This is a genomic window from Achromobacter maghribensis (assembly GCF_057334215.1).
In genome coordinates, this window is record NZ_JBHFII010000012.1 from 21,397 (window position 1) to 43,898 (window position 22,502).

The 22,502-nt window shown below is 66.2% G+C and carries 23 protein-coding genes; 11 read left to right on the forward strand and 12 right to left on the reverse strand.

The window, feature by feature from the left end; translation table 11 throughout:
• Positions 1-41: 41 nt before the first annotated feature.
• From ACE039_RS04840 to purT, 8 genes are all read right to left on the reverse strand, one after another.
• On the reverse strand, positions 42-593 hold the full coding sequence (locus ACE039_RS04840; protein WP_105555918.1) for an adenine phosphoribosyltransferase: 552 nt from the start codon (positions 591-593) through the stop codon (positions 42-44).
• Positions 594-647: 54 nt separating this feature from the next.
• Positions 648-2,342, reverse strand: a complete 1,695-nt coding sequence (gene cydC / locus ACE039_RS04845; RefSeq protein WP_485821798.1) for a thiol reductant ABC exporter subunit CydC — start codon at positions 2,340-2,342, stop codon at positions 648-650.
• Complete coding sequence (cydD, locus tag ACE039_RS04850) at positions 2,339-4,090, reverse strand: thiol reductant ABC exporter subunit CydD (RefSeq protein ID WP_485821799.1); 1,752 nt, start codon at positions 4,088-4,090, stop codon at positions 2,339-2,341. Before cydD ends, cydC begins: the two co-directional genes overlap by 4 nt.
• Positions 4,087-4,212 carry a cytochrome bd-I oxidase subunit CydX gene (gene cydX / locus ACE039_RS04855; RefSeq protein ID WP_105555915.1) on the reverse strand — a complete coding sequence of 42 codons (126 nt, stop codon included), beginning with the start codon at positions 4,210-4,212 and terminating at the stop codon, positions 4,087-4,089. The genes cydD and cydX overlap by 4 nt, the downstream gene beginning before the upstream one ends.
• 16 nt (positions 4,213-4,228) lie before the next feature.
• Positions 4,229-5,383 (reverse strand): cytochrome d ubiquinol oxidase subunit II, encoded by a 1,155-nt coding sequence (gene cydB, locus ACE039_RS04860; protein WP_448709281.1) that lies wholly within the window; start codon positions 5,381-5,383, stop codon positions 4,229-4,231.
• A 13-nt stretch (positions 5,384-5,396) separates the two neighbouring features.
• Positions 5,397-6,971 (reverse strand): cytochrome ubiquinol oxidase subunit I, encoded by a 1,575-nt coding sequence (locus ACE039_RS04865; RefSeq protein WP_105555913.1) that lies wholly within the window; start codon positions 6,969-6,971, stop codon positions 5,397-5,399.
• 129 nt (positions 6,972-7,100) lie between these two features.
• Positions 7,101-7,646, reverse strand: a complete 546-nt coding sequence (locus ACE039_RS04870) for a GbsR/MarR family transcriptional regulator (protein ID WP_105555912.1) — start codon at positions 7,644-7,646, stop codon at positions 7,101-7,103.
• A 251-nt stretch (positions 7,647-7,897) separates the two neighbouring features.
• Positions 7,898-9,115, reverse strand: a complete 1,218-nt coding sequence (gene purT, locus ACE039_RS04875) for a formate-dependent phosphoribosylglycinamide formyltransferase (protein ID WP_485821800.1) — start codon at positions 9,113-9,115, stop codon at positions 7,898-7,900.
• Between the two features lie 104 nt (positions 9,116-9,219).
• Here purT and ACE039_RS04880 point away from each other — a divergent pair, with 104 nt between their 5' ends.
• The 9 genes from ACE039_RS04880 (at position 9,220) to ACE039_RS04920 (ending at position 16,756) form a co-directional block, all read left to right on the forward strand.
• A complete protein-coding gene (locus tag ACE039_RS04880; RefSeq protein ID WP_485821801.1) occupies positions 9,220-10,209 on the forward strand; it encodes a KpsF/GutQ family sugar-phosphate isomerase in 990 nt (329 codons plus the stop codon).
• Positions 10,206-10,814 carry a KdsC family phosphatase gene (locus ACE039_RS04885; protein ID WP_105555910.1) on the forward strand — a complete coding sequence of 203 codons (609 nt, stop codon included), beginning with the start codon at positions 10,206-10,208 and terminating at the stop codon, positions 10,812-10,814. Before ACE039_RS04880 ends, ACE039_RS04885 begins: the two co-directional genes overlap by 4 nt.
• A gap of 37 nt (positions 10,815-10,851) precedes the next feature.
• Positions 10,852-11,484: an LPS export ABC transporter periplasmic protein LptC gene (lptC, locus tag ACE039_RS04890; protein WP_105555909.1), complete on the forward strand. Its 633-nt coding sequence runs from the start codon at positions 10,852-10,854 to the stop codon at positions 11,482-11,484.
• A complete protein-coding gene (lptA, locus tag ACE039_RS04895; protein WP_313463524.1) occupies positions 11,481-12,131 on the forward strand; it encodes a lipopolysaccharide transport periplasmic protein LptA in 651 nt (216 codons plus the stop codon). Before lptC ends, lptA begins: the two co-directional genes overlap by 4 nt.
• Before the next feature lie 33 nt (positions 12,132-12,164).
• Positions 12,165-12,959 (forward strand): LPS export ABC transporter ATP-binding protein, encoded by a 795-nt coding sequence (lptB, locus tag ACE039_RS04900; protein ID WP_105555907.1) that lies wholly within the window; start codon positions 12,165-12,167, stop codon positions 12,957-12,959.
• Between the two features lie 222 nt (positions 12,960-13,181).
• Positions 13,182-13,520: a ribosome hibernation-promoting factor, HPF/YfiA family gene (gene hpf, locus ACE039_RS04905; RefSeq protein ID WP_006216296.1), complete on the forward strand. Its 339-nt coding sequence runs from the start codon at positions 13,182-13,184 to the stop codon at positions 13,518-13,520.
• A gap of 377 nt (positions 13,521-13,897) precedes the next feature.
• Positions 13,898-14,353, forward strand: coding sequence for a PTS sugar transporter subunit IIA (locus ACE039_RS04910; RefSeq protein ID WP_006224727.1), 456 nt, complete (start codon positions 13,898-13,900; stop codon positions 14,351-14,353).
• A gap of 20 nt (positions 14,354-14,373) precedes the next feature.
• Positions 14,374-15,300, forward strand: a complete 927-nt coding sequence (gene hprK, locus ACE039_RS04915) for an HPr(Ser) kinase/phosphatase (RefSeq protein ID WP_006216298.1) — start codon at positions 14,374-14,376, stop codon at positions 15,298-15,300.
• Positions 15,301-15,322: 22 nt separating this feature from the next.
• Positions 15,323-16,756: an aminotransferase-like domain-containing protein gene (locus ACE039_RS04920; RefSeq protein WP_485821802.1), complete on the forward strand. Its 1,434-nt coding sequence runs from the start codon at positions 15,323-15,325 to the stop codon at positions 16,754-16,756.
• Between the two features lie 18 nt (positions 16,757-16,774).
• Here ACE039_RS04920 and ACE039_RS04925 read toward each other — a convergent pair whose 3' ends face one another.
• Both ACE039_RS04925 and ACE039_RS04930 read right to left on the reverse strand, forming a co-directional pair.
• Complete coding sequence (locus ACE039_RS04925) at positions 16,775-18,058, reverse strand: cytochrome c (protein ID WP_448708147.1); 1,284 nt, start codon at positions 18,056-18,058, stop codon at positions 16,775-16,777.
• Between the two features lie 10 nt (positions 18,059-18,068).
• Positions 18,069-18,827: a c-type cytochrome gene (locus tag ACE039_RS04930; RefSeq protein WP_485821803.1), complete on the reverse strand. Its 759-nt coding sequence runs from the start codon at positions 18,825-18,827 to the stop codon at positions 18,069-18,071.
• 184 nt (positions 18,828-19,011) lie between these two features.
• Between ACE039_RS04930 and rapZ the strand changes: the two genes are divergently transcribed.
• Together rapZ and ACE039_RS04940 are read left to right on the forward strand one after the other, a co-directional pair.
• Entirely contained in the window at positions 19,012-19,884 is an 873-nt protein-coding gene (rapZ, locus tag ACE039_RS04935) for an RNase adapter RapZ (protein ID WP_485821806.1), read from the forward strand.
• Entirely contained in the window at positions 19,881-20,837 is a 957-nt protein-coding gene (locus tag ACE039_RS04940; RefSeq protein WP_313461983.1) for a septal ring lytic transglycosylase RlpA family protein, read from the forward strand. Before rapZ ends, ACE039_RS04940 begins: the two co-directional genes overlap by 4 nt.
• A 37-nt stretch (positions 20,838-20,874) precedes the next feature.
• Here ACE039_RS04940 and ACE039_RS04945 read toward each other — a convergent pair whose 3' ends face one another.
• Together ACE039_RS04945 and rsmI are read right to left on the reverse strand one after the other, a co-directional pair.
• Positions 20,875-21,459: a methylated-DNA--[protein]-cysteine S-methyltransferase gene (locus ACE039_RS04945; protein ID WP_313461985.1), complete on the reverse strand. Its 585-nt coding sequence runs from the start codon at positions 21,457-21,459 to the stop codon at positions 20,875-20,877.
• Between the two features lie 3 nt (positions 21,460-21,462).
• Positions 21,463-22,398 carry a 16S rRNA (cytidine(1402)-2'-O)-methyltransferase gene (gene rsmI, locus ACE039_RS04950; protein ID WP_485821804.1) on the reverse strand — a complete coding sequence of 312 codons (936 nt, stop codon included), beginning with the start codon at positions 22,396-22,398 and terminating at the stop codon, positions 21,463-21,465.
• Between the last annotated feature and the right edge of the window lie 104 nt (positions 22,399-22,502).

Below are 22,502 nucleotides of genomic sequence, written 5' to 3' on the forward strand. Positions count from 1 at the left end.
GCCAGGGCCCGGCACACCGGGCACCTGCCCCGCGCCGCCGATTACGGCGTGGTGCCGCCGTACTGACAGACCGTGTAAAGCGGCGTGCCGGTAGCGGCCACCTTGGCCGAACCGCCCAGATCGGGCAGATCGATGATGGCGGCGGCTTCGACCACGTTCGCGCCCAGGCGCTGTAGCAACTTGATGGCGGCCAGCATGGTGCCGCCCGTGGCGATCAGGTCATCGACCAGCAACACACGCTGGCCGGTGCGCACGGAATCGGTGTGCATCTCGACGGCGGCGTTGCCGTATTCAAGCGAGTATTCCTCGGCCACGGTGCGAAAGGGCAACTTACCCTTCTTGCGCACCGGCACGAAACCCAGGTTCAGTTCGTAGGCCAGCACGCTGCCCACGATGAAGCCGCGCGCGTCGACGCCCGCCACCAGGTCAAGGCGCTGGCGCATATAACGGTAGACGAACAGATCGATCAGCACCCGGAACGCGCGCGGATCTTGCAGAACCGGCGTGATGTCGCGGAACACGACACCCGGTTGGGGCCAGTCCGGAACGCTGCGGATGGTGCGCCGGATGTACTCGGCGTTGTCGGTCTGCATGGAAGGCGGCCCTGAAGAATTGAAGCAAGGCGAACTATAACCTTGCCACCGCGCTTAAGCCAGGATTGCCTCCCGTGACAAGTCATGTAAACGGGCGTGACGCAACTCGTAGCAGCGGTCGACCGCGCCGGCGGGCAAGGCCGCGTGCGTGGCCAGCACAACCGTGCGTCCCCGCACCGCGCGTTCCAGGTCGTTGAAAAAGTCGGTCTGCGCCGCGGCGTCCAGACCTGCGGTGGGTTCGTCCAGCACGATGACCGCCGCTGGCGACAGCAGCGCCCGCGCCAGGCACAGGCGGCGCGCCTGGCCCGCCGACAGCTGCGAACCGGTCTCGCCCGCCCAGGTGTCCAGTCCGTCAGGCAGGCCACGCACGAAATCGCCCAGCCTGGCCGCGTCCAACGCGCCCCATAGCGCCGCATCGTCCGCGTCGGGGTCGCCGATCAGCAAATTGGTGCGCAGGGTGCCCAGGAACACCGGGGCGTCCTGGGACAGCAATGCAATGCGCCGGTGCCAATCCGCCTGCGTGCAATCTCGCGCATCGCAGCCGCCGAAGCGCACCTGTCCCGACTGCGGATCTTCCAGGCGCAGGATCAGATGCAGCAGCGTGGATTTGCCCTGCCCGCTTGCCCCCATGATGGCGACCCGCTCGCCGGGCTCGACCCGCAAGCTGACGCCGTCCAGCACCGCCGGGCACGCGCCCTGCCCCCGGGACGGATAACGGAACACGACCCCGTCCAGCTCCAGCGCGCCCGCGGACGGCAAGGCGCGCACGACGGGCGCATCCTGCATGTCCGGCTGCGCTTGCGTCACTTCCCGGATGCGCGCCGCGGCCGACATCGCCGACCCCATGCGGGACGCGCCGCGCATGATCGGCCCCGCCACTTCGAAAATACCGATCACGGCCAGCAACAAGCCCACCAGCACGGGGCCTTCGATCTGCCCGGCCTCATGCGTCCCCAACCCGAACCACAGCAACGCCAACACCGACAGGCCCGCCGCGACTTGCAGGAACCACTGTCCGCGCGCCGCCACCCGGGCCTGGCTGCGACGGGCCCGCACGCTGGCTTCGCACAGCCGTTCGAAATGCGCGGTGGTCGGCGCCTGCGCATGCAACGCCACCATATCCGCGTGGCCGTCCACCGCGTCCAACGTCGCCGCGCGCAATCCCGACGCGCTTTCCTGGGCGGCGGCGCCCGGCTTGCGCGCCGCGCGCAGCAGCCACCCCGGCACCAGGACACAGGCGGCCAGCAACGCCAGCGCGAACGTCAGCGCGGCGGCGGGCACCCACATGCCAAGCACTGCGGTCAGCACGGCGCCCCCCAGGATGGCGGTCGCCAACGGCGCCAGCACGAACAGGAACACGGTATCCAGCGCATCGACGTCGCCCGTCATTCGCGCCACCAGATCGCCGCTGCGGTACTTCGCCAACTGACGCGGCGTCAGCCTGATCAGCGCCCCGAACACCGTGGCGCGCAGATCGGCCAGCAGGCGCAACGTAGCCGAGTGGCCCACGACGCGATCCGCATAGCGCGACACGATGCGCAGAAATGACAGGCCGCGCACCAGCGCCGACGGCGCGAACAGGTTGAACACCCCGCCCGCCCCCGCCAGGGCCGCGCCCGTCAGGAACCAACCGGACACCCCCAACAGGCCGACGCCTGCGGCGACGGTGGCCAGCGCACAGAACAATGCGAGCAAAAGCCCGCTTTTACGGCGTGCATACAACGGCGCCAACAACAGCAAATTCTTCATGCGTCTTCCACTTTTCCGCTCGCCACCCGCAGCACGCGGCCGAACCGGGCCGCGACCGCCGGCGCATGCGTGGCCAGCAGCAAGGTGCGGCCCACGGAGAATTCCAGGATTTCATCCAGCACCCGGGCCTGGGTAGCCTCGTCGAGATGCGCCGTGGGTTCGTCCAGGAGGATCAGCCCGGGATCCCGCAGGAACAGGCGCGCCAGCGCAACCCGCTGCGCCTGCCCGCCTGACAGGCCATGGCCGCGGCTGCCCAGCGGCGTGTCCAGGCCTTGCGGCAGCTCGTCCGAAAATTCCAGCACACAGGCGCGACGGGCCGCGTCGCGCAATTCGGCATCGGACGCGCCTGGACGGCCCAGCCGGATGTTGTCGGCAATCGACCCCGCCAGCAGCTGCGGCTTTTGCCCGATCAGCGCCACGCGCTGGCGCAAGACAGCTTCATCCCAGTCGGCCAGCGCCATGCCGTCGATGCGGACCTCGCCGTCAAAGGGCCGCAAGCGCGCAAGGGCTTCGATCAACGTGGACTTGCCGATGCCACTGGGCCCCATCAACGCGACCTGCTCGCCCGGCGCCAGATGCAAGCCGGCGCCATCCAGAACCGTCTGCCCGCGTCCTGGCGCGGTCACGCGCAAGCCAATCACGTCCACCTGCGCGCCCGCACCGGACGCAGCCAGCGCGACCGCCCCCGGCGCGGCCGGGCCAGCTTCGGCATCTTGCGGCAGGCCATCGAACAGCACGGCGATCTGCGTCACGGCCGCCAACGCCGTGGCGCGGTCGTGATAGTGCGCGGCGAACTGGCGCAACGGCGCATAGACCTCCGGCGCCATCAACAGGCAGAACAGGCCCGCCTGCAAGGTCAGAGGCGACCACCGCACGTCCAGGAATCCAAGATAGGTCAGGCCGATATATACGGCCACGCCCGCCACGCCCAGCGCGGCGAAGAACTCCAGTACCGCGGACGACAGGAAAGCGATGCGCAGCACCGACATCGTGCGCTGGCGCAACGCATCGCTGGCAGCCACGACAGAGGCCGCCTCGGCTTGCGCCCGGCCATAGAGTTTCAACGTGGACAGCCCGCGCAGGCGGTCGGCGAAAAAGCCGGACAAGCGGGCGAAAGCACGCAGGTGGCGGCGGCTGGCGCCTTGCGCGCCCCACCCCACCAACGCCATGAACAGCGGGATCAGCGGCGCGGTGATCAACAACACCAGACCCGCGATCACGTCCACCGGCAACAACAGCACCGAAAACGCCACCGGCAACATCGCGGCGGCGGCCATCGCGGGCAGGTACTTGGCAAAGAAGCCGTCCAACGCCTCGACCTGGTCGACGACCGCGCTGGCCAATTCACCCGACGCCTTGCCGCGGCTCCAGTACGGCCCCTTCGCCACCAACCGGGCAAACAGCGCCTGGCGCACGTGGCGCTTGATGCGTTCAGCGGCGTCCGCCCCGGCGCGCTCCCCGGCCCAGGTGATGCACGCGCGCAGCAGCATCAACCCGGCGATGCCCAAGATGGCGCCCAGCAATTCCTGGCGCGGCGCCTGGCGGACGATGGCTGCGTCCAGCACGCTGGCCAGCAGCCACGCCTGCACGACCAGCAAGGCGCCGCTGACCAGCGGCGCGGCCCCCGCCAGCATCAACGGAACCCTCGCCGCCTTGGCAAGCGCCATCAACCACCGCGACTGTTCGCGCGGCGGTTTCTGCAGACTGGCCGAGGGATCGTGCTCGAGGGTGCTAGCGCCGCCGCTCACTCGTCGCCACGGCTCGCGCGCGGGTCATGCGAATGCCCTTCGCGCAGCTCGAACCACATTGCATTGAGGATAGCGAACGCACACGCCAGGCCCAAGCCGAGTATCCACGAGAAATACCACATGGTGGAGGCTCCTTTTTCAGTAAGAGTTGGGCGTGTCGCCCACGGAATCATGGGTGACCTTGCCGCGCATGACGCGATACACCCAGGCGGTGTAGAGCGTGACGATAGGCAGGAAGATGACCACCGCGATCACCATGATCCACAGCGTCAGATGGCTGGACGACGCGTCCCAGACGGTCAGGCCGGCTTGCGGGTTGGTCGACGACGGCATCAGGAACGGGAACAGCGAAAAGCCCACGGTCAGGATGACGCCTGCGATCGACAGCGCGGAAGCCAGGAACGACAGGGCATGGGCGCGCACGCTCAAGAGCAGCAGCACCAGCACCGCACCCGCCACGCCCAGCGCGGGTGCGATCCACATCAACGGCCATTTCGCGTAGTTGGCCATCCAGGCGCCGGCCTGCACGCTCACGGACTTGAGCATGGGATCCGACGGCCCCTTCATGTCGACCGCGCTGGTGATGATGTGGCCGTTGAGACCGCCCGCGACCCAGAAGCCGCCTGCGACAAACAGCGCCACCGTCAGCAACGCCAGCAGACGCCCCCAATTGCGGGCTCGTGACGAAATGGGGTCTTCCGTGCGCCAGGCCAGCAGCACCGCGCCGTGCATGGCCAGCATCACCACGCTCAACACGCCGCACAACAATGCGAACGGCGTGAACAGCTGGTAGAAATGGCCTTCGTACATCATTCGCAGCGCGGAACCCTGGAACGTGAACGGCACGCCCAGAATGATGTTGCCGACCGCCACGCCGAATACCAGCGAGGCCACCACGCCCGAAAAACACAGCACGCCGTCCCAGCTGTTGCGCCAGCGGCTGCCTTCCATCTTGCTGCGGTACTTGAAGCCCACGGGACGCAGGATCAGCGCAATCAACGCCAACATCATCGCCAGGTAGAACCCGGAGAACGACGCGGCATACAGCAGCGGCCAGGCAGCGAAGATCGCGCCGCCTGCCGTGATCAGCCAGACCTGGTTGCCTTCCCACACGGGGCCGACCACGTTGATCACCACGCGGCGCTCGGCGTCGGTCTTGGCCACCACGGGCAGCAAGGCGGCCACCCCCAGGTCGAAGCCGTCCATGACGGCAAAGCCGATCAGCAACGCGCCAAGCAGCACCCACCAGATCACGCGCAAGGTGCCATAGTCAAAAGGAATAAGGGTATCCATCTGCTTCTCCCCCTCAGGCGCGCACGGCGGCGCGCACAGGATCGGCGGCGGCGTTGCCCGCCGTCGGCCCATCGGATTTCGGACCCGCCTTGATGGCGTGCAGCATTACCTTCACGCCAATGATCAGCAGGACCGTGTACAGCACCAGGAAGATAGCCAGGCTGATGGCCAGATCGGCGATCGTCAGGCCCGAGGCGGCGTAGTACGTTGGCAGCACGCCCTCGATCACCCAGGGCTGGCGGCCGTATTCAGCCACGAACCAGCCGCTTTCAATGGCGACCCATGGCAGCGGCAGGCTCCACAGCGCCACCTTGAGCAGGCCGCGGCGGCTATCCAGGCGGCCGCGAGAGGCCAGCCAGAACGCCACGCCGAAGAACAGAATCAGGTACATGCCCACCGCCACCATGATGCGGAACGCCCAGAACAGCGGCGCCACATTGGGCACGGTGTCCACCGCGGCCTTCTTGATATCGGCTTCGGTGACCTTGCTCATGTCTTCCTGATACCGCTTGACCAGCAAGGCGTAGCCCAGGTCGGGCCAGGTCTTGTCGAACGTCAGGCGCGCGTCCACGTCCTTGGGATTGGCGCGGATTTTCTGCAACGCGTCGTAGGCAACCATGCCATCGCGGATGCGGTTTTCAGCGCGCAGGATCAGGTCATCGATGCCCAGCAGCGGCGTGGTCAGGGAACGCGTGCCGATGATGCCCATGACGTACGGGATCTCGATGGCGAAGTCGTTCTTGCGTTCAGCCTGGTTGGGAATCGCGATCAGGTTGAAGGATGCCGGCGCGGGCTCGGTGTGCCACATCGACTCCATCGCCGCGATCTTCATCTTCTGGTGTTCCGTGGTCAGGTAGCCGCTTTCGTCGCCCAGCACCACGACCGACAGCGCGCCCGCCAGGCCGAAGCTGGCGGCCACCGCCATCGAACGCTTGGCCAGGTCGGTATGACGCCCCTTCAGCAGGTACCAGGCGCTGATCGACATCACGAACATGGCGCCGGCCACGTAGCCCGCGCTGACCGTGTGCACGAACTTGGCTTGCGCCACCGGGTTGAAGATCACCGCCGCGAAGTCGGTCATCTCCATGCGCATGGTGTCGGGATTGAAAATCGCGCCCACCGGGTTCTGCATCCAGCCGTTGGCGATCAGGATCCACAGGGCCGAGAAGTTCGTGCCGAACGCCACCAGCCAGGTCACCACCAGGTGGCTGACCTTGGACATGCGGTTCCAGCCGAAGAAGAACAGGCCGACGAACGTGGCTTCCAGGAAGAAGGCCATCAGCCCTTCCAGCGCAAGCGGGGCGCCGAAGATGTCGCCCACGTAGTGGCTGTAGTAAGACCAGTTCATACCGAACTGGAACTCCATCACCACCCCGGTGGCGACGCCGAGCGCGAAATTGATGCCGAAAAGCGTGCCCCAGAACATGGTCATCCGCTTCCAGATGGGGCGGCCGGTCATGACGTACACGCTTTCCATGATGGCCAGGATGAACGACAGGCCAAGCGTGAGAGGGACGAACAGGAAGTGGTAAAGCGCGGTCGCGGCAAACTGGAATCGCGACAGATTTACAACGTCGAGATCAATCATTGGGGCGCTCCCAAGCAGTGGAGGTGCCGCGGCAACCGGCATGGTTCCCAGGCCGTCTCTCGCGCCATGTTACGGGCGTTGCAAACAACTTCATAGAGGTTTCCTGAAAAATCGGGGCGGATGAGCCACTTAGCCCTTGCCCCGCAATTTGCCGGCGAAGCCCAGCACTTTTTGCACTTGCGAACCCAGTCGCATGAGCTTTTGCACGGTCTCCGGGGGCAGGCGTTGAACCTCATCGAACCATCCGGAAGACAGTTCGATGAGCTCCAGCATTTCGGTCATGCGTTGCTGCGCGTAGGCGTCGTTGGGCCCCGAAGGAGTTTCCAGCAAGGTGTCGCGCAGCAAGGTGAGCGTGGGATTGATTTCGCGCTTGCGCTTTTCTTCCATCAGGATGCGGAAGATCTCCCACACGTCTTTGGGCGTCTCGAAGTAGTCGCGGCGGTCGCCCACCTGGTGGATCAGCTTGACCAGCCGCCAAGACTGCAGCTCTTTCAGCCCCAGGCTGACGTTCGAGCGCGAGAACCCCAGCGTTTCCGCAATGTCGTCGGCATTCAGCGGGTCCGGATGCAGGAACAGCAGGGCGTAGATCTGGCCCACGGTGCGGTTCACGCCCCAGCGGCTGCCCATTTCGCCGAAATGCAGCACGAAGCGTTCGTTTTGAGGGGTAAGAACCATGAGTTATCAGCGCCAACGAGTCGGATCACGGCATGGCTGACAAATACAGTTACACCGCTTTCAGTAATTCCTGAAATTATCGAACAAACTGTGCGAAAGCGCAAACCACACTGGCGGTAGGGGCAACGGCGCAAGCCTCGCTTCGGTCGGGGGGACACCCAATGCAAACAGCCACCGGCCGAAAGGCGGGTGGCTGCGGACGGGGCGGCGCCCCGGGGGAACGACAACAGGTCGGGCGTCGCCCGGCGGTATCAGCTCGCCTTGACCGAAACGGCGGCGGACACGCGCTTGGCCTTGGCGCGGGCGGTCGCGACATCGTCGGCGACGGCCAGGCCCACACCCATGCGGCGCTTGACGAAGGATTCGGGCTTGCCGAACAGGCGGATATCCGTGCCGGCTTCCGCCAGGGCTTCCGCCACGTTGTGGAACGACACGGCGGCGGCATCCACCCCGCCATAGATAACGCTGCTGGCGCCCGGCTGGCGCAGGCGCGTGTCCACCGGCAGCCCCAGCAGCGCGCGGGCGTGCAATTCGAATTCGTTCTGGGCCTGTGTGATCATGGTCACCATGCCCGTGTCGTGCGGACGTGGGCTGACTTCCGAGAACCAGACCTGGTCGCCGGCCACGAACAGTTCGACGCCGAAGATGCCCAGCCCGCCCAGGTCGGCCGTGACGGCCAGGGCGATTTCGCGGGCCCGCGCCAGTGCGGCGGGCGACATCGGATGCGGCTGCCAGCTTTCGACGTAATCGCCATCGACCTGTTTGTGGCCGATGGGCTCGCAATAGTGGGTCTCGACGCGGCCGTCGGCGCCCCGGGCGCGGACGGTCAGCAGGGTGATTTCATAGTCGAAGCGGATGAAACCTTCGACGATGGCCCGGCCACCGCCCACGCGGCCGCCTTCCTGGGCGTAGCGCCACGATTCCGCCACGTCGTCCGCGCTTTTGATCACCGACTGGCCCTTGCCGGACGAAGACATGACCGGCTTGATGACGCAGGGGTAGCCGATGCCGCCGTCGATCGCGGCGCGCAGTTCCGCTTCGGTGTCGACAAATTTATAGGGGGAAGTCGGCAAGCCCAGGGTCTCGGCCGCCAGGCGGCGGATACCCTCGCGGTTCATGGTCAATTGGGCCGCGCGGGCGGTCGGGGTCACGCGCGCCACCCCGGCCGCTTCCAGTTCCACCAGCAAACTCGTGGCAATAGCCTCGATTTCGGGGACAATAACGTGCGGCCGTTCCTGTTCGATGATCTTCCTCAGGGCGTCCGCGTCGGTCATCGAGACCACGTGCGCCCGGTGCGCCACCTGATGGCCCGGCGCATCCGCGTACCGGTCCACCGCAATGACTTCCACGCCCAGCCTCTGCAGGGCAATGATGACCTCTTTACCCAATTCACCCGACCCGAGCAGCATGACTCGGGTGGCCAGGGGGGACAGGGGCGTGCCAAGGACGGGGCTGGAAATGCTGGACATGGAGCGGGCCTGGATAGAAGGATTGAAAGCCGTTGAAAACAGCCGCCAGGATGCCATACGCCCCTGCCGGGGGCAAACCCGCATACTGATATTAAAATCGCCGCATGACTGATCATCCCACTACATCGTCCGATACCGCGCTGGCATCCGCGCGCAGAACGCTGCAAATCGAAAGTCAGGGTCTGCTGGACCTGTCCGCCCGGCTGGACGACACCTTCACCCAGGTCGTCGCCCTGCTGCTGGCCTGCCGCGGCCGGGTCGTCGTCACCGGCATCGGCAAGACGGGCCATATCGCCCGCAAGATCGCCGCGACGTTTGCGTCGACCGGCACCCCGGCCTTCTTCGTGCACGCCGCGGAAGCCGTCCATGGCGACCTGGGCATGATCACGCGGGACGATGTCGTCATCGCCATCTCGTATTCGGGCGCCGGCCAAGAGCTGCTGACCATCTTGCCGGTGGCGCGCCGCATGGGCGCGAAGCTGGTGGCGATCACCGGCCACCCGCAATCGGAATTGGCCCTGCTGGCCGATGTGCACCTGGACGGCAGCGTGGCGCTGGAGGCCTGCCCGTTGAATTTGGCACCCACGGCCAGCACCACGGCAGCGCTGGCCCTGGGCGACGCCCTCGCGGTGGCCTGCCTGGAAGCCCGCGGCTTCGGCCCCCAGGATTTCGCGCGGTCGCATCCGGGCGGCGCCCTTGGCCGCCGCCTGCTGACCCACGTGCGCGACGTCATGCGCCAGGGCAACGCCCTGCCGATCGTGCTGTCCGGCACCCCGGTGTCCCAGGCGCTGGAAGTCATGTCGGCCAAAGGCATGGGCATGACCGTCGTCACCGACGCGCAGCACCGCCCGCTGGGCATCTTCACCGACGGCGATTTGCGCCGCCTGATCGCCCGGCACGGCGATATCCGCAGTCTGACCGTGGAGGCCGGCATGACCCGGTCGCCACGCAGCATCAACCCCGAGGCGCTTGCCGTCGAAGCCGCCCAGCAGATGGACGAGCTACGGCTCAGCCAGATGCTGGTGCTGGACAATGATGGCGCGCTGCTCGGCGCCTTGCACATGCACGATCTGATGGCCGCTAAAGTGGTATGACTATGAATCTTCCTGCTTCCGTGACTCACCCGGCCGAAGCGCTGGTCCTTGCCCGTATTCCCGCCACCGTGCGCGACCGTGCCGCAGCGGTGCGCCTGATGGTGTTCGACGTCGACGGCGTGCTGACCGATGGCAGCCTCTACTATGGCGAAAGCGGCGAACTGCAAAAGCGCTTCCACGCACTGGACGGCCACGGCCTGCGCCTGCTGATGGAAGGCGGGCTGAAGGTGGCGCTGATGACGGGCCGCTCGGGGCCCATCGTGGCCCGCCGCGCCGCCGAACTGGGCATCGCGGAAGTCATGCAGGGCGTGCGCGACAAGGGCGCGGCTTTGGTAGAACTTGCGCAGCGCAACGCGGTCCAACTGAATCAGACCGGCTATATGGGCGATGACATCATCGACCTGCCGGCCATGCAGCGCGCCGGCTTCGCCGTCAGCGTGCCGAACGCGCCCGGCTATGTCAGCCAGGCAGCGCATTGGGTCTCGACGCAACCGGGCGGCAGCGGCGCGGTGCGCGAATGCTGCGACCTGCTGCTGGCCTCCCAGGGGCGCCTTGGCGCATTCCTGGCGGCGCCGGGCCTGCTTGGCCCCGGCGCCATCCAATGACCCTCTTGAACCCGCACACGCCCGCGCGGCGAACCTGATGAAAGAACGTTTCCCTTCACTGATCGCGCTGTTCCTCCTGCTGGTGCTCGTCACCAGTTCGTGGTGGGCGGCCGATTACGCGCAGCGCGCCATCCAGGTGGACCCGCCGCGGCGCCTCACGCACGAGATGGACGCGTGGTCACGCGATTTCGTGATGCTGCGCACCGATCCGTCGGGACGCCCCATCAACCGGCTGGAAGGCGAATACGCCGAACACTTTCCGGACGATGACTCGTACCACATCACCGCGCCGCGCGCGGTGGGCCAACGCGAAGCCAACCCGATCACGGTGGGCGTCTCGAAGACCGCCGTGATGGAGCAAGGCGGCAAGCGCATCGTCATGAACGGCGACGCTCACGTGCATCGCCAGCCCGACGCCAACAACGACGTGCTGGACGTGCGCAGCCAGCAGTTGATCATCCTGCCGGACGAAGATGTAGTTTTCACGGATCTGCCCGCCGAGGTGATCAAGGGCCGTTCGCGCATGAACGGCAAGGGCATGCACTACAACAACAAAACACGCCAATTGCAGGTATCCGCGTCGACGGACGTCGAGATCTCCGGTTCCGAAGGCAGGCAACAGCGCCGGACCGAGATACCCGCCAACAACTCTGACCAGAAAAAGCCATGACCGACCTCCGGATTCTCCTTGCCCCGACGACCCGCCTGCTCGGCGCGGTCCTGCTGACGGCTTCGGTGCTTGCGCCGGCCCACGCCCAGGACGCCGCGCCCAAGCCCGCAGCCGGCGCCAGCAAGGCGGCAACCCCCGCCGAGGAACCCAGCACGCTGATCCTGTCGGACACCCTGCACTATGACGACGTGAAAAAGCAAAGCGTCTTCACGGGCAACGTCAACATGACGCGCGGCCTCATGACGCTGACCTCCGATACGCTGGAAATGCACGAGGACGCCCAGGGCGGCCAATACGGCACGGCGACGGCCAACAAAGGCAAAGTCGTGACCATCCGCCAGGAACGTCCCGAGACCTTCGAACTGATCGAAGGCAAGGGGCTGCGCGCCGAATACGACGGCACCAAGAGTACCTTCGACCTGATCGGCCAAGCCGTGGTCGTCCGTTACGTCTGTGGCAAACCGTTCGACACGATTCGCGGCGAACGGGTACGCTACAACGAGAAAACCGGCACGTACGAAGCCCAAGGCGGCCCCAATTCCGCAGCCGCTGGCGGACGCGTCCGCTCGGTCGCCGAGCCCCGCGCCAAGTCGGACGCGGCGGTCGCCGAATGCCGCAAGCAACAAGCCGCCAAGAAAGGGCGCTAAGCCGCCCCCCATGCAACACCACTCGCAGCCACGATGAACCAACCTTCTGTGCCGACCCCCGTGACCTCCGCCCCCTCGGGGGTCAAGCAGGGCAGCCTGCGCGCAACCGGTTTGCGCAAGACCTATAACGGCCGGACCGTGGTGCAGGACGTGTCCCTGTCCGTCGTCAGCGGCGAAGTCGTCGGCCTGCTGGGCCCCAACGGCGCCGGCAAGACCACCAGCTTCTACATGATCGTGGGCCTGGTGCCCGCGGATGCCGGCCGCATCGAAATCGACGGCTCGGTCATCACGGCAATGCCGATCCACAAGCGCGCGCGCATGGGTCTGTCGTACCTGCCGCAGGACGCCTCCGTGTTCCGTCGGCTGACGGTGGAACAGAACATCCGCGCCGTGCTGGAATTGCAGGTCGACGCAGACGGCCGTGCGCTGTCCACGCCCAAGATCAACGAGCAGATGGAAGCCTTGCTGGAAGAGCTCCAGATCGGCCATATCCGCAGCAATGCCGCGATCTCGCTGTCGGGCGGCGAACGCCGCCGCGTGGAAATCGCGCGCGCGCTGGCGACCAGCCCGCGCTTCATCCTGCTGGATGAGCCCTTCGCCGGCGTGGACCCCATCGCCGTCATCGAAATCCAGCGCATCGTCCGGTTCCTGAAGGGCCGCGGCATCGGCGTGCTGATCACCGACCACAACGTGCGCGAAACGCTGGGCATCTGCGACCGCGCCTACATCATCAGCGAAGGCAAAGTGCTGACTGACGGCCACCCCGACGAAATCGTGGGCGATCCGGCCGTGCGCCGGGTCTATCTGGGCGAGCACTTCCGCATGTAACCGGCACCCTGGGGAAGACCCCTAGCCCCCCTGCGGGCAAGGAGGGATACTCCCCTGGGACTCCGCCATAAAAATGCCATGTACTTGCGCTAGGTCAGCTTGTTTTATCGGCCCGAGTCTATACACTAGTACTTAACGAACCACCCAAATAAAGGAGAACGCCTAACGACCTCACCGCGCATTTTGCGCACCCATTTTTCTCTTTTAGAAGGAGAGCACACTATGAACCTGAGCATCTGCGGTCGTCACCTCGACGTCACCCCGGCAATCCGGGAATATGTCATGAACAAATTGGCGCGAGTGCTGCGGCATTTCGATCACGTCATCGATACCCAGGTCATGCTCTCAGTAGAGCCCCTGCGGCATAGAGCCGAAATCACCATGCGTCTTAGCGGTAAAGACATTCATTGTGAAGCAACCGATGAAAATCTCTATGCAGCCATAGACCTTCTTGCTGACAAAGTCGACCGTCAGGTCATCAAGCACAAGGACAAGGTACGAAGTCACTCAGCGGAGTCCGTGAAGCGGCAAGCGGCGAGCCTCTCGCCACCCCAGCAGTAATGCGCTTCATGATCACTCGCCCTGGGCGATCAAGCTAAACAGCGATTCTAGAAATCCTGCCTAAGTCCCGGTGTCCCGCTAGACGTCAGTCCAGCCGGGGCATCGGCAAAAGTCCCCGCACTTCCCCTTCCGCGTGACTCCCCAATAGCTTTGTCCCTGAATCTTCGGTTTCTTCCGGAGAAGCATCGTCGCGTCGTGGATTTCCGGCTTTTCGCACGCTCTTGGCGCTTTTGAAGACGCCATCGCGCCCCGGAATGCCCACAATCCGGCGCGATCAGTCTATGCTGTCGCTCTTGCCGTACGGCCGTCCGCCCACACCATGGGCACGGCGCGAGGCCAATTTATTGCACTGCGTCATATAACCATATAATGATCCGATGAATCATTTGTCGCGCATCCTACCCGCCGGCAACGTCGTGCTCGATATGCTCGCAACGAGCAAGAAACGAGCATTCGAACAAGCCGGCCTTCTTTTTGAAAACAACCATGGCTTGGCGCGTGCGCTCGTGTTCGACAGCCTGTTTGCCCGGGAACGCCTAGGCTCCACTGCCCTTGGGCAGGGCGTTGCCGTTCCCCATGGCCGCGTGAAGGGCTTGGAGCAGGCGCTGGCGGCATTCATCCGCCTGGCGCAGCCCATCACCTTCGACGCGCCCGACGGGCAACCGGTGTCGATGCTGCTCTGCCTGCTGGTGCCGGAAACGGCCACCCAGCAGCACCTGGACATCCTGGCCGAACTCGCTCAACTGATGTCCAACAAGGCATTGCGCGAGGCCCTGGCCACGGAGGCCGATCCGGCCATCGTCCACAAGATGCTCACGACCGGCCAACTCTGACCCTCCGCGGAAACGCTGCCATGCTCACGGTGCAGGAACTCGTCGACGACAACGCCGACAAAATCCCCTTCAACTGGATCTCGGGCCAAGGCGCCGCGGACCGCGCAATTCCCGATGACGGCATGGCGGCCGCCGACCTCGTCGGCCACTTGAACCTGATTCACCCCTCGCGCATCCAGGTGTTCGGGCAGGAAGAACTGGCGTACTACACGCGCTTCGACCTGCGCCGCCGCATGCACCACATGGACGAGCTGCTGATCGGCGGCGTGCCCGCCATCCTGCTGGCCGACGGCCTGACGCCGCCGCAAGACCTGGTCGACCAATGCGACCAGCACCAGGTACCGCTGCTGTCCACCCCCGTGGCCGCCGCCCAGTTGATCGACCTGCTGCGCATCTACCTAGGCAAGAAGCTTGCGCCCACCACCACGGTGCACGGCGTATTCCTCGACGTGCTGGGCCTCGGCGTGCTGATCACCGGCGAGTCCGGCCTGGGCAAAAGCGAACTGGCGCTGGAACTGATTTCACGCGGACACGGCCTGGTGGCCGACGACGCCGTGGAATTCTCGCGCACCGCGCCCAACATGATCGAAGGCCACTGCCCGCAACTGCTGCAGAACCTGCTGGAAGTGCGCGGCCTGGGCTTGCTCGACATCCGCACCATCTTCGGCGAAACCTCGGTGCGCCGGAAGATGCGCTTGAAACTGATCGTGCATCTGGTGCGCGCCACCGCGCAAGACAAGTTCGAACGGCTGCCGCTGCAAGACATCACGCAAGACATGCTGGGCCTGCCCGTGCGCAAGGTGATGCTGCAAGTGGCCGCCGGCCGCAACCTGGCCGTGCTGGTCGAGGCCGCCGTGCGCAACACGATACTCAAGTTGCGCGGTATCGATACGCTGGGCGAGTTCATGGAACGCCAGGCCATGGCGATCCTGCAAAGCAGTAAATGAACGCGCGTCGCCACGCGGCACCGTGAGCCTGTACGAAACCCTGGCCGCCGAGATCGCCAAGTCGATCGCGGATGGCGTATTGCGTGTGGGCGACAAACTGCCGTCCGTGCGCGATGCCTGTGCGGCCCGGGGCGTCAGCCCTTCCACGGTGTTCCAGGCGTACTACCTGCTGGAGGCGCGCGGCCTCATCCGTGCGCAGCCACGCTCAGGCTACTACGTGCACGCCCCCGCGGAATCCCTTCCCCCCGAACCGGGCGCGTCCAGCCCCGACGGCGAGTCCACCGAACTCGCCATCAGCGAACGCATCTTCGACATCCTGGGGTCCGTGCGCAACCGCGACGTGACGCCATTGGGGTCCGCCTTTCCCTCGCCCTTGCTGTTTCCGCTGGCGCGGCTGGCGCAAGCGATGGCCACGCACCTGAAGCGCCACGATCCCCTGGATACCGTCGAAGACTTGAGCCCCGGCAATCCGGGCCTGCGACGGCAGATCGCGTTGCGCTACCTGATCGGCGGCATCAACGTGCCCGCCAGCGACATCGTCGTGACCAACGGCGCGCTGGAAGCGCTGAACCTGTGCCTGCAAGCTGTCACCCAGCCGGGCGACACCGTGATCGTCGAAGCGCCCACGTTCTACGGCGCATTGCAGGCGCTTGAACGACAGGGGCTCAAGGCGCTGGAAGTGCCGACCCATCCGCGTACCGGCATCGACCTGGACGCGATGGAAGCCGCCATCCAGCGGCACGCCCCCAAGGCCTGCTGGCTGATGACGCAATTCCAGAACCCGCTGGGCAGCCTGATGCCGGACGACAGGAAGCGGCAATTGGTGGAATTGCTGGCGCGCCACGACATCCCGCTGATCGAAGACGACGTCTACGGTGAACTGTATTTTGGCGCCGCGCGGCCGGTGCCCGCCAAAGCCTACGACAAGCAGGGGCTGGTGCTGCATTGCTCGTCGTTTTCCAAATGCCTGGCGCCCGGCTACCGCATCGGCTGGGTATCCGCTGGCCGCTACGCGCAGCGCGTGCAGCGCTTGAAGTTGACGTCCACGCTGTCCGCGTCCGGCCCCGCTCAGGGTGCGATCGCCGAATACCTGGAACAAGGCGGCTACGACCGCCATCTGCGCCGGCTACGCGAAACGCTGCAGGCGCAGCAAGAACGCATGGCCGATGCGATTGCGCGCGAGTTCCCCGCCGGCACGCGCGTGACGCGTCCGCAGGGGGGATTTTTCCTGTGGCTGGAGTTGCCCGCAACGGTGGATGCGCTGGCCTTGCACCGCGATGCGCTGGCGCGCGGCATCAGCGTGGCGCCCGGCCCGATATTTTCGGCAAGCGGCCAGTTCGCCAGCGCCGTGCGCCTGAACTATGGGCACCCCTGGGACGCTGCACACGACACCGCCATCCAAACGCTGGGGGCCCTGGCGCGGCAAGCCTGCGCGCAGGCGGTCCGGCCGCGCTAGCGCGCCGTCAAGGCAACGTCAGTTCAACGTCGAGGCCGCGCGCGCCCGTTTGACCTCAAGCGCCGTGACGCCGCCGGCCTCGTTGCCCCAGCTATTGCGCAGGTACGACACCAGCATGGCGATGTCGTTGTCGTTCAGGATCTGCCCGAACGGCGGCATGCCGTGCGGCCGGGGGTTGGCCGCCGTCGCCGGCGCATAGCCGCCATCCAGCACCATGCGGATCACGTTGACGGGCGACGGCGCCGTCACCGTGGGGTTGCCCGCCAGCGCAGGCCAGGCCGTGCCGCTTCCCTCGCCTTTCGACTGATGGCACTGCGCGCACTGTTGTTCGTAGATCTTGCTGCCCAGCTCCATCGCAGCCGGCGCGGCCGCCACCTGCTGCCGCGGCGTGGACGCGGGCGTGGCCGGCAGCGACTTGATGTAGACCCCGATCGCCAACGCATCGTCGTCGGTCAGGTGCTGCGTGCTGCCCAGCACCACTTCGGCCATCGGCCCAGTGGCGCTGGAATGCGCGGAAATGCCGGTCTTGAGCAAGGCCGCGATATCGGCCGCCGTCCAGCGGCCCATGCCCGTCTGCATGTCGTTGGTCAGCGGCGGGGCATACCAGTCCAGCACAGGAATGACGCCACCGGTCAGGGACGCCGACGCGCGCGTCGCACCCAGGCTGTTGCGTGGCGTATGGCAGGCCGCGCAGTGCCCCACCCCTTCGACCAGATAGCGCCCGCGGTTCCACTGCACCGACTGGCTCGCGTCGGTTTCCCGCACGCCAGGCTTGAAGTACAGCGCGCGCCATGCGGCCAATAAAGCGCGCTGGTCGTACGGGAAGTCCAATTCGGGTGGGCGATTGGGCTGGCTGACGGGCGCCACGCTGCGCAGATAGGCATAGAGCGCATCGGCGTCGGCGCGCGTGACCCGCGTGTATTCCGTGTACGGAAAGGCGGGATACAGCAACGTGCCGTCTTTCGATTTGCCGTTATGCAGCGCCTGCCAGAAGTCATCGGCGGTCCACGTGCCGATGCCGGTCTTGTCGTCGGGGGTAATGTTCGGGCCGAATACGGTGCCGAACGGCGTCGGGATGGGCGTGCCGCCCGCCAGCGCCTTGCCGCCCCGGCTGGTGTGACAGGCCATGCAATTGCCCGCCAGCGCCAGATAGCGCCCGCGCTCGATCAGCGTGGAGGCGTCGGCGGGCGCCGCGGCGGGCCCGGTGCTGGAGTCGTCACGCGTGCCCAGCCAATACAGGGCGCCCGCCGTGACCACCACGGCCAGCAACAACGCACAGAGAATTCTCTTCAGCAATTTCATCGGGCGCCCTTCAGCGTTGAGCCTGGCTGCCGCATTCCGCAGGCAGGCGCAGCGATCCGGCGGCCTCGGGCGCGTAGGGCTCGACGACCGGTTGCGACGACAGCCACGCCGCCAGGGCGCCGATGTCGGTGGGAGTGAGCTTGTTGGCGATATCGGCCATGCAGTCCGGCGCGGCAGCGCGGCGCAGACCGTTCTTCCAGCTGCCGATCTGCGAACCGATGTAGTCGCGCGGCAAGCCCAGCAGACCGGGGATGGCCGGCATCAGGCCGCTGAGGGCGGCGCCGTGACAGGAAGCACAGGCGGGCAGACCGCGGGCGGCGTCGCCGTGCAAGGCCAGCGTGCGGCCGGCTTCCATCGTGACGTTGGACACCTGCGCGCGCGTCGGCGGCGGATACGGCACATGCTGCTGGGAAAAATACGCGGCCATCTCGCGCAGGTAGTCGTCCGGCAGGCCGGCCAGCAGATGCGCCATGGGGCGGTACTGGCGGCGGTCGTCCCGGAAATTCAATAATTGGTGATACAGGTAGTCCTGCGGCTTGCCGGCCAGGCGCGGGTAATAGCCGTCGGTGCCGGCTTTGCCCTGCGCGCCATGGCAGGCCGTACAGGCCGCGACCCGGGCCGCCATGGTGTCGGGGCGCAATGTGGCGGGAGCGGCAGGCTGCGCCAGGACGGACGTTGCCATAAAGACAACAACAGCTGCCGGCATCACGCGGAAAATCGCCCCAAACCGCGGCAGTGAAACACTACAAAACGAAATGAGGGCTAACATCTAGGTCGAATTCCAATCCCCCGAAACGCATGACGGCGGGGCGCGTAAGTGAATCGATCAAGTATCCGGCCCCAAGCTTACGCCAGGGCACACGAAACGGTACAGGCGCAGATTCCCAGTTTACGGCCATACCAGATGCCATCCCGCCGGCATCGTCCTGGAAAAGCGTGCCACAATCATGTCCATGTTGAAAGTCGTCCTTGTCACCGGTATCTCAGGCTCAGGCAAATCCGTTGCCCTGCGCATGCTCGAAGATGCCAGCTACACCTGCGTCGACAACCTGCCCGTCCGCTTCCTGACCGAGTTCATCGCCAATGCGCGGGATGACGGCCTGGAGCGCGTTGCCGTCGCCATCGATGTCCGGTCCCCCGGCGAACTGGCCGAGCTGCCCGACGTGGTCACGGCCCTGCGCGCCATGGGCACCAGCCTGCGCGTGGTGTTCCTGGACGCCAACACCTCGACGCTGGTGCAACGCTACTCGGAATCCCGGCGCCGCCATCCGCTGACCGACCGCCTGCAGCGCGGCGGCACCGCGCCGTCGCTCACCGACTGCATCGCGCTGGAGCGCGAACTGCTGGCGCCGCTGCGCGAGCAGGAACACGTGATCGACACGTCCGACCTGACGCCCGGCCAATTGCGTGCCTGGGTGCGCGACCTGATCCATGCCGACCGGGCGCCGTTGGTGCTGACGTTCGAATCCTTCGCCTACAAGCGCGGCGTGCCGGGCGATGCCGATCTGGTGTTCGACGTGCGCTGCCTGCCCAACCCCCATTACGACCGCAACCTGCGCCCGCTGACTGGCCGCGACGAACCCGTGGCCACGTGGCTGGCGGGGTATGAGCAGGTCGGGCAGATGATCGACGATATCGCCGGTTTCCTGAACCGCTGGCTGCCGCAGTACACGCAAGACACCCGCAACTACCTGACCGTGGCGATCGGCTGCACGGGCGGCCAGCACCGCTCGGTCTATGTGGTCGAGCAATTGGCGCTGCGCTTCGCCGATCACGATCCCCTGCTGGTGCGCCACCGCAACCAATTGCCCACCGAACCCGCATGATCCTGTCCCGCCCGCTCCACCTTATCCTGATGTTGCTGCTGGCCATTGCCGTGGCGGGATGCTCATCCACCGGTGGACGCAAAAAGGGCGGCGGTTATTACAAGGACGACGGCCCGGACGCCAACCCGCCGTCCAACCTTGACCAGGTGCCCGACGCGGTGCCGCGCATCGAACCCTACGCCAGCGGCGCCAACCGGCCCTACGTGGTGTTCGGCCAGCGCTATGTGCCGGACACCAGTGGCCAACCGTACAAGCAGCGCGGCATTGCGTCCTGGTACGGCAAGAAATTCCACGGCAATTCCACGTCCATCGGCGAGTCCTACGACATGTACGCCATGACGGCCGCCCATACGACGCTGCCCATCCCCAGCTATGCGCGCGTCACGAGCCTGGTCAACGGCAAGACGATCGTCGTGCGCGTGAACGACCGCGGGCCATTCCATAGCGACCGGATCATGGACCTGTCCTATGTTGCGGCGTACAAGCTGGGCATCATCGGGCCGGGCAGCGGCCAGGTGGTCGTGGAGAGCATTCCGCAAGCGGAGATCCGCCGCCTGGCCTCGCAGGGCGCGCCGGCTGCGCCGGAACCCGCTTCCGCCACGGGCTCGTTGCCCGTGCTGGCGCCGGTGGCCGCCGAGCCCGTCGCGCTGACAGCCGAACCGCTGCCGGGCCCTGCCCCGGGCTCCGCGCCGGTACGCCAAGCCCCGTCGGGCGGCGCGGGCACGGTCTATCTGCAAGTGGGCGCGTTCAGCCAGCCGGCCAACGCGCAATCGCTCGTCGCCCGCATCAATTCGCAGTTGGGCACGGCGGGCGCGCCGCCCGCGCAGGTGGAACAATCCAACAACCTGTACCGGGTCAGAATCGGGCCTTACCCCGATCGGCAAAGCGCCTTGGATGCCGTGCAGCTGGTGTCGGACCGAATCGGAATCTTGCCGAGCATCGCCGCGCAATAAGCACGGCGGCGGGTCAAACCCGCCGCCCTATCCGCACTTACCAGGGCAATTCGGCCTGTCCGTCGCAGACGCGGCGCGCGCGCGCGTTGCGGCTGACATACCGGTTGCCTTCGTGCGCCAGCAGCGCCTGCTTGCGCGGCAAGCCGCCACCGAAGCCCGTCAGCGAGGTATCGGCGCCGATCACGCGATGACAGGGGATGATGATGATGATCGGGTTGCGGCCTACTGCGCCGCCCACCGCCTGCGCGCCCTTCGGACGCCCGACGGTGCGCGCCAGATCGCCATAGCTGGCGAGCTTGCCGAAATCCAGCGCGCACAGCGCGTGCCAGACTTTGTGCTGGAATGTCGTGCCCACGGGATCAAGCGCCACGTCGAACCCGCGGCGCTTGCCCGCGAACCATTCGTCCAGCTCGCGCCGCGCCTGCTCCAGGATGGGATCGGTTTCGGAATGCGTCCAGCCTTCGGCCGACGGCAGCAGTTCCTGGTCAGTGAACCACGCGCCGCGCAGGCCCTTGGGGCTGGCGACCAGGCGCATTTCACCCAACGGCGTGGGCATATCGCGATAGGTAATGGGTTCGAGGGGATCGGCGGGCTTGTTCGCCACGACCGTTGAATACACCATGCCTTACTCCGACGACTTCTTGCGGGCCAGCGCCCGGTTGTACAACACGTCGCGCGCTACGCCCGTGACCTTGGCAGCCACGCGGGTGGCGTCGCGCACCGACATCGATTCCAGCAACGCGTCCAGCAGCACGTCCGTGCGAGGGTCGGCTTCCTCGTCGACGTCTTGTCCCGCTTGCGCGTGGGCGATCAACACGAATTCGCCCTGTTCGCGATGCGAGTCCGCGGCCAGCCAACCTGCGGCCTCGCCCAGCGTGAAGGTAGCGATCTCTTCAAATCGTTTGGTGAGCTCGCGCGCGACGGTCAGTTGGCGGTCGGGGCCGCAGACCTCCAACAGATCGGCCAGGGTGGCGGCCAACCGGTGCGGCGACTCGAACATGACGACCGGCGCCGGCAAGGCGCACCAGGAACGCAGCCAGCGCTGGCGCGCCACGGCCTTGGGCGGCGGAAAGCCGGCGAAGGCATAGGCCGGGTTTTCATCGGTGGTGACGCCGCTGCCCATCAGGGCCGTAATCACCGCGCTGGGACCGGGCACGGGCACCACGGTGAAGCCTGCGTCGCGCACGGCGCGCACCACGCGCGCGCCCGGATCGCTGACGGCGGGCGCGCCCGCGTCCGACACGAGCGCCACGCGCTGGCCTTGCGCCAAGCGTTCACAGATGGCCTGCGCGGCGGCGGCCTCGTTGTGGCGGTGGGCCGCCATGAGCGGCGTGCTGACGCCCCAGGCGTCCAACAAGGTCCGGCTGGCCCGCGTGTCTTCGGCCGCGATCACATCGGCGCGTTGCAGGGCATGCCAAGCCCTCAGCCCCAGGTCGCCCAGGTTGCCGATCGGCGTGGCCACGACGTACAACGTCGACGCAGGCCAATGCTGCCCGGCCACGCGTTCAGCCACGCGGTTCCAGGCATCGCCGGCAGGCGGGGGTGAGACATTTTGATTCATTGCAGCCTACTGACACGGAAAACCATGTCAGTGTAGCCGCCAATGCCCGCCCCTTCGGAGCCCCCATGACGAACGACACCCTGCGCCTGGCCTGCGAACTGGCG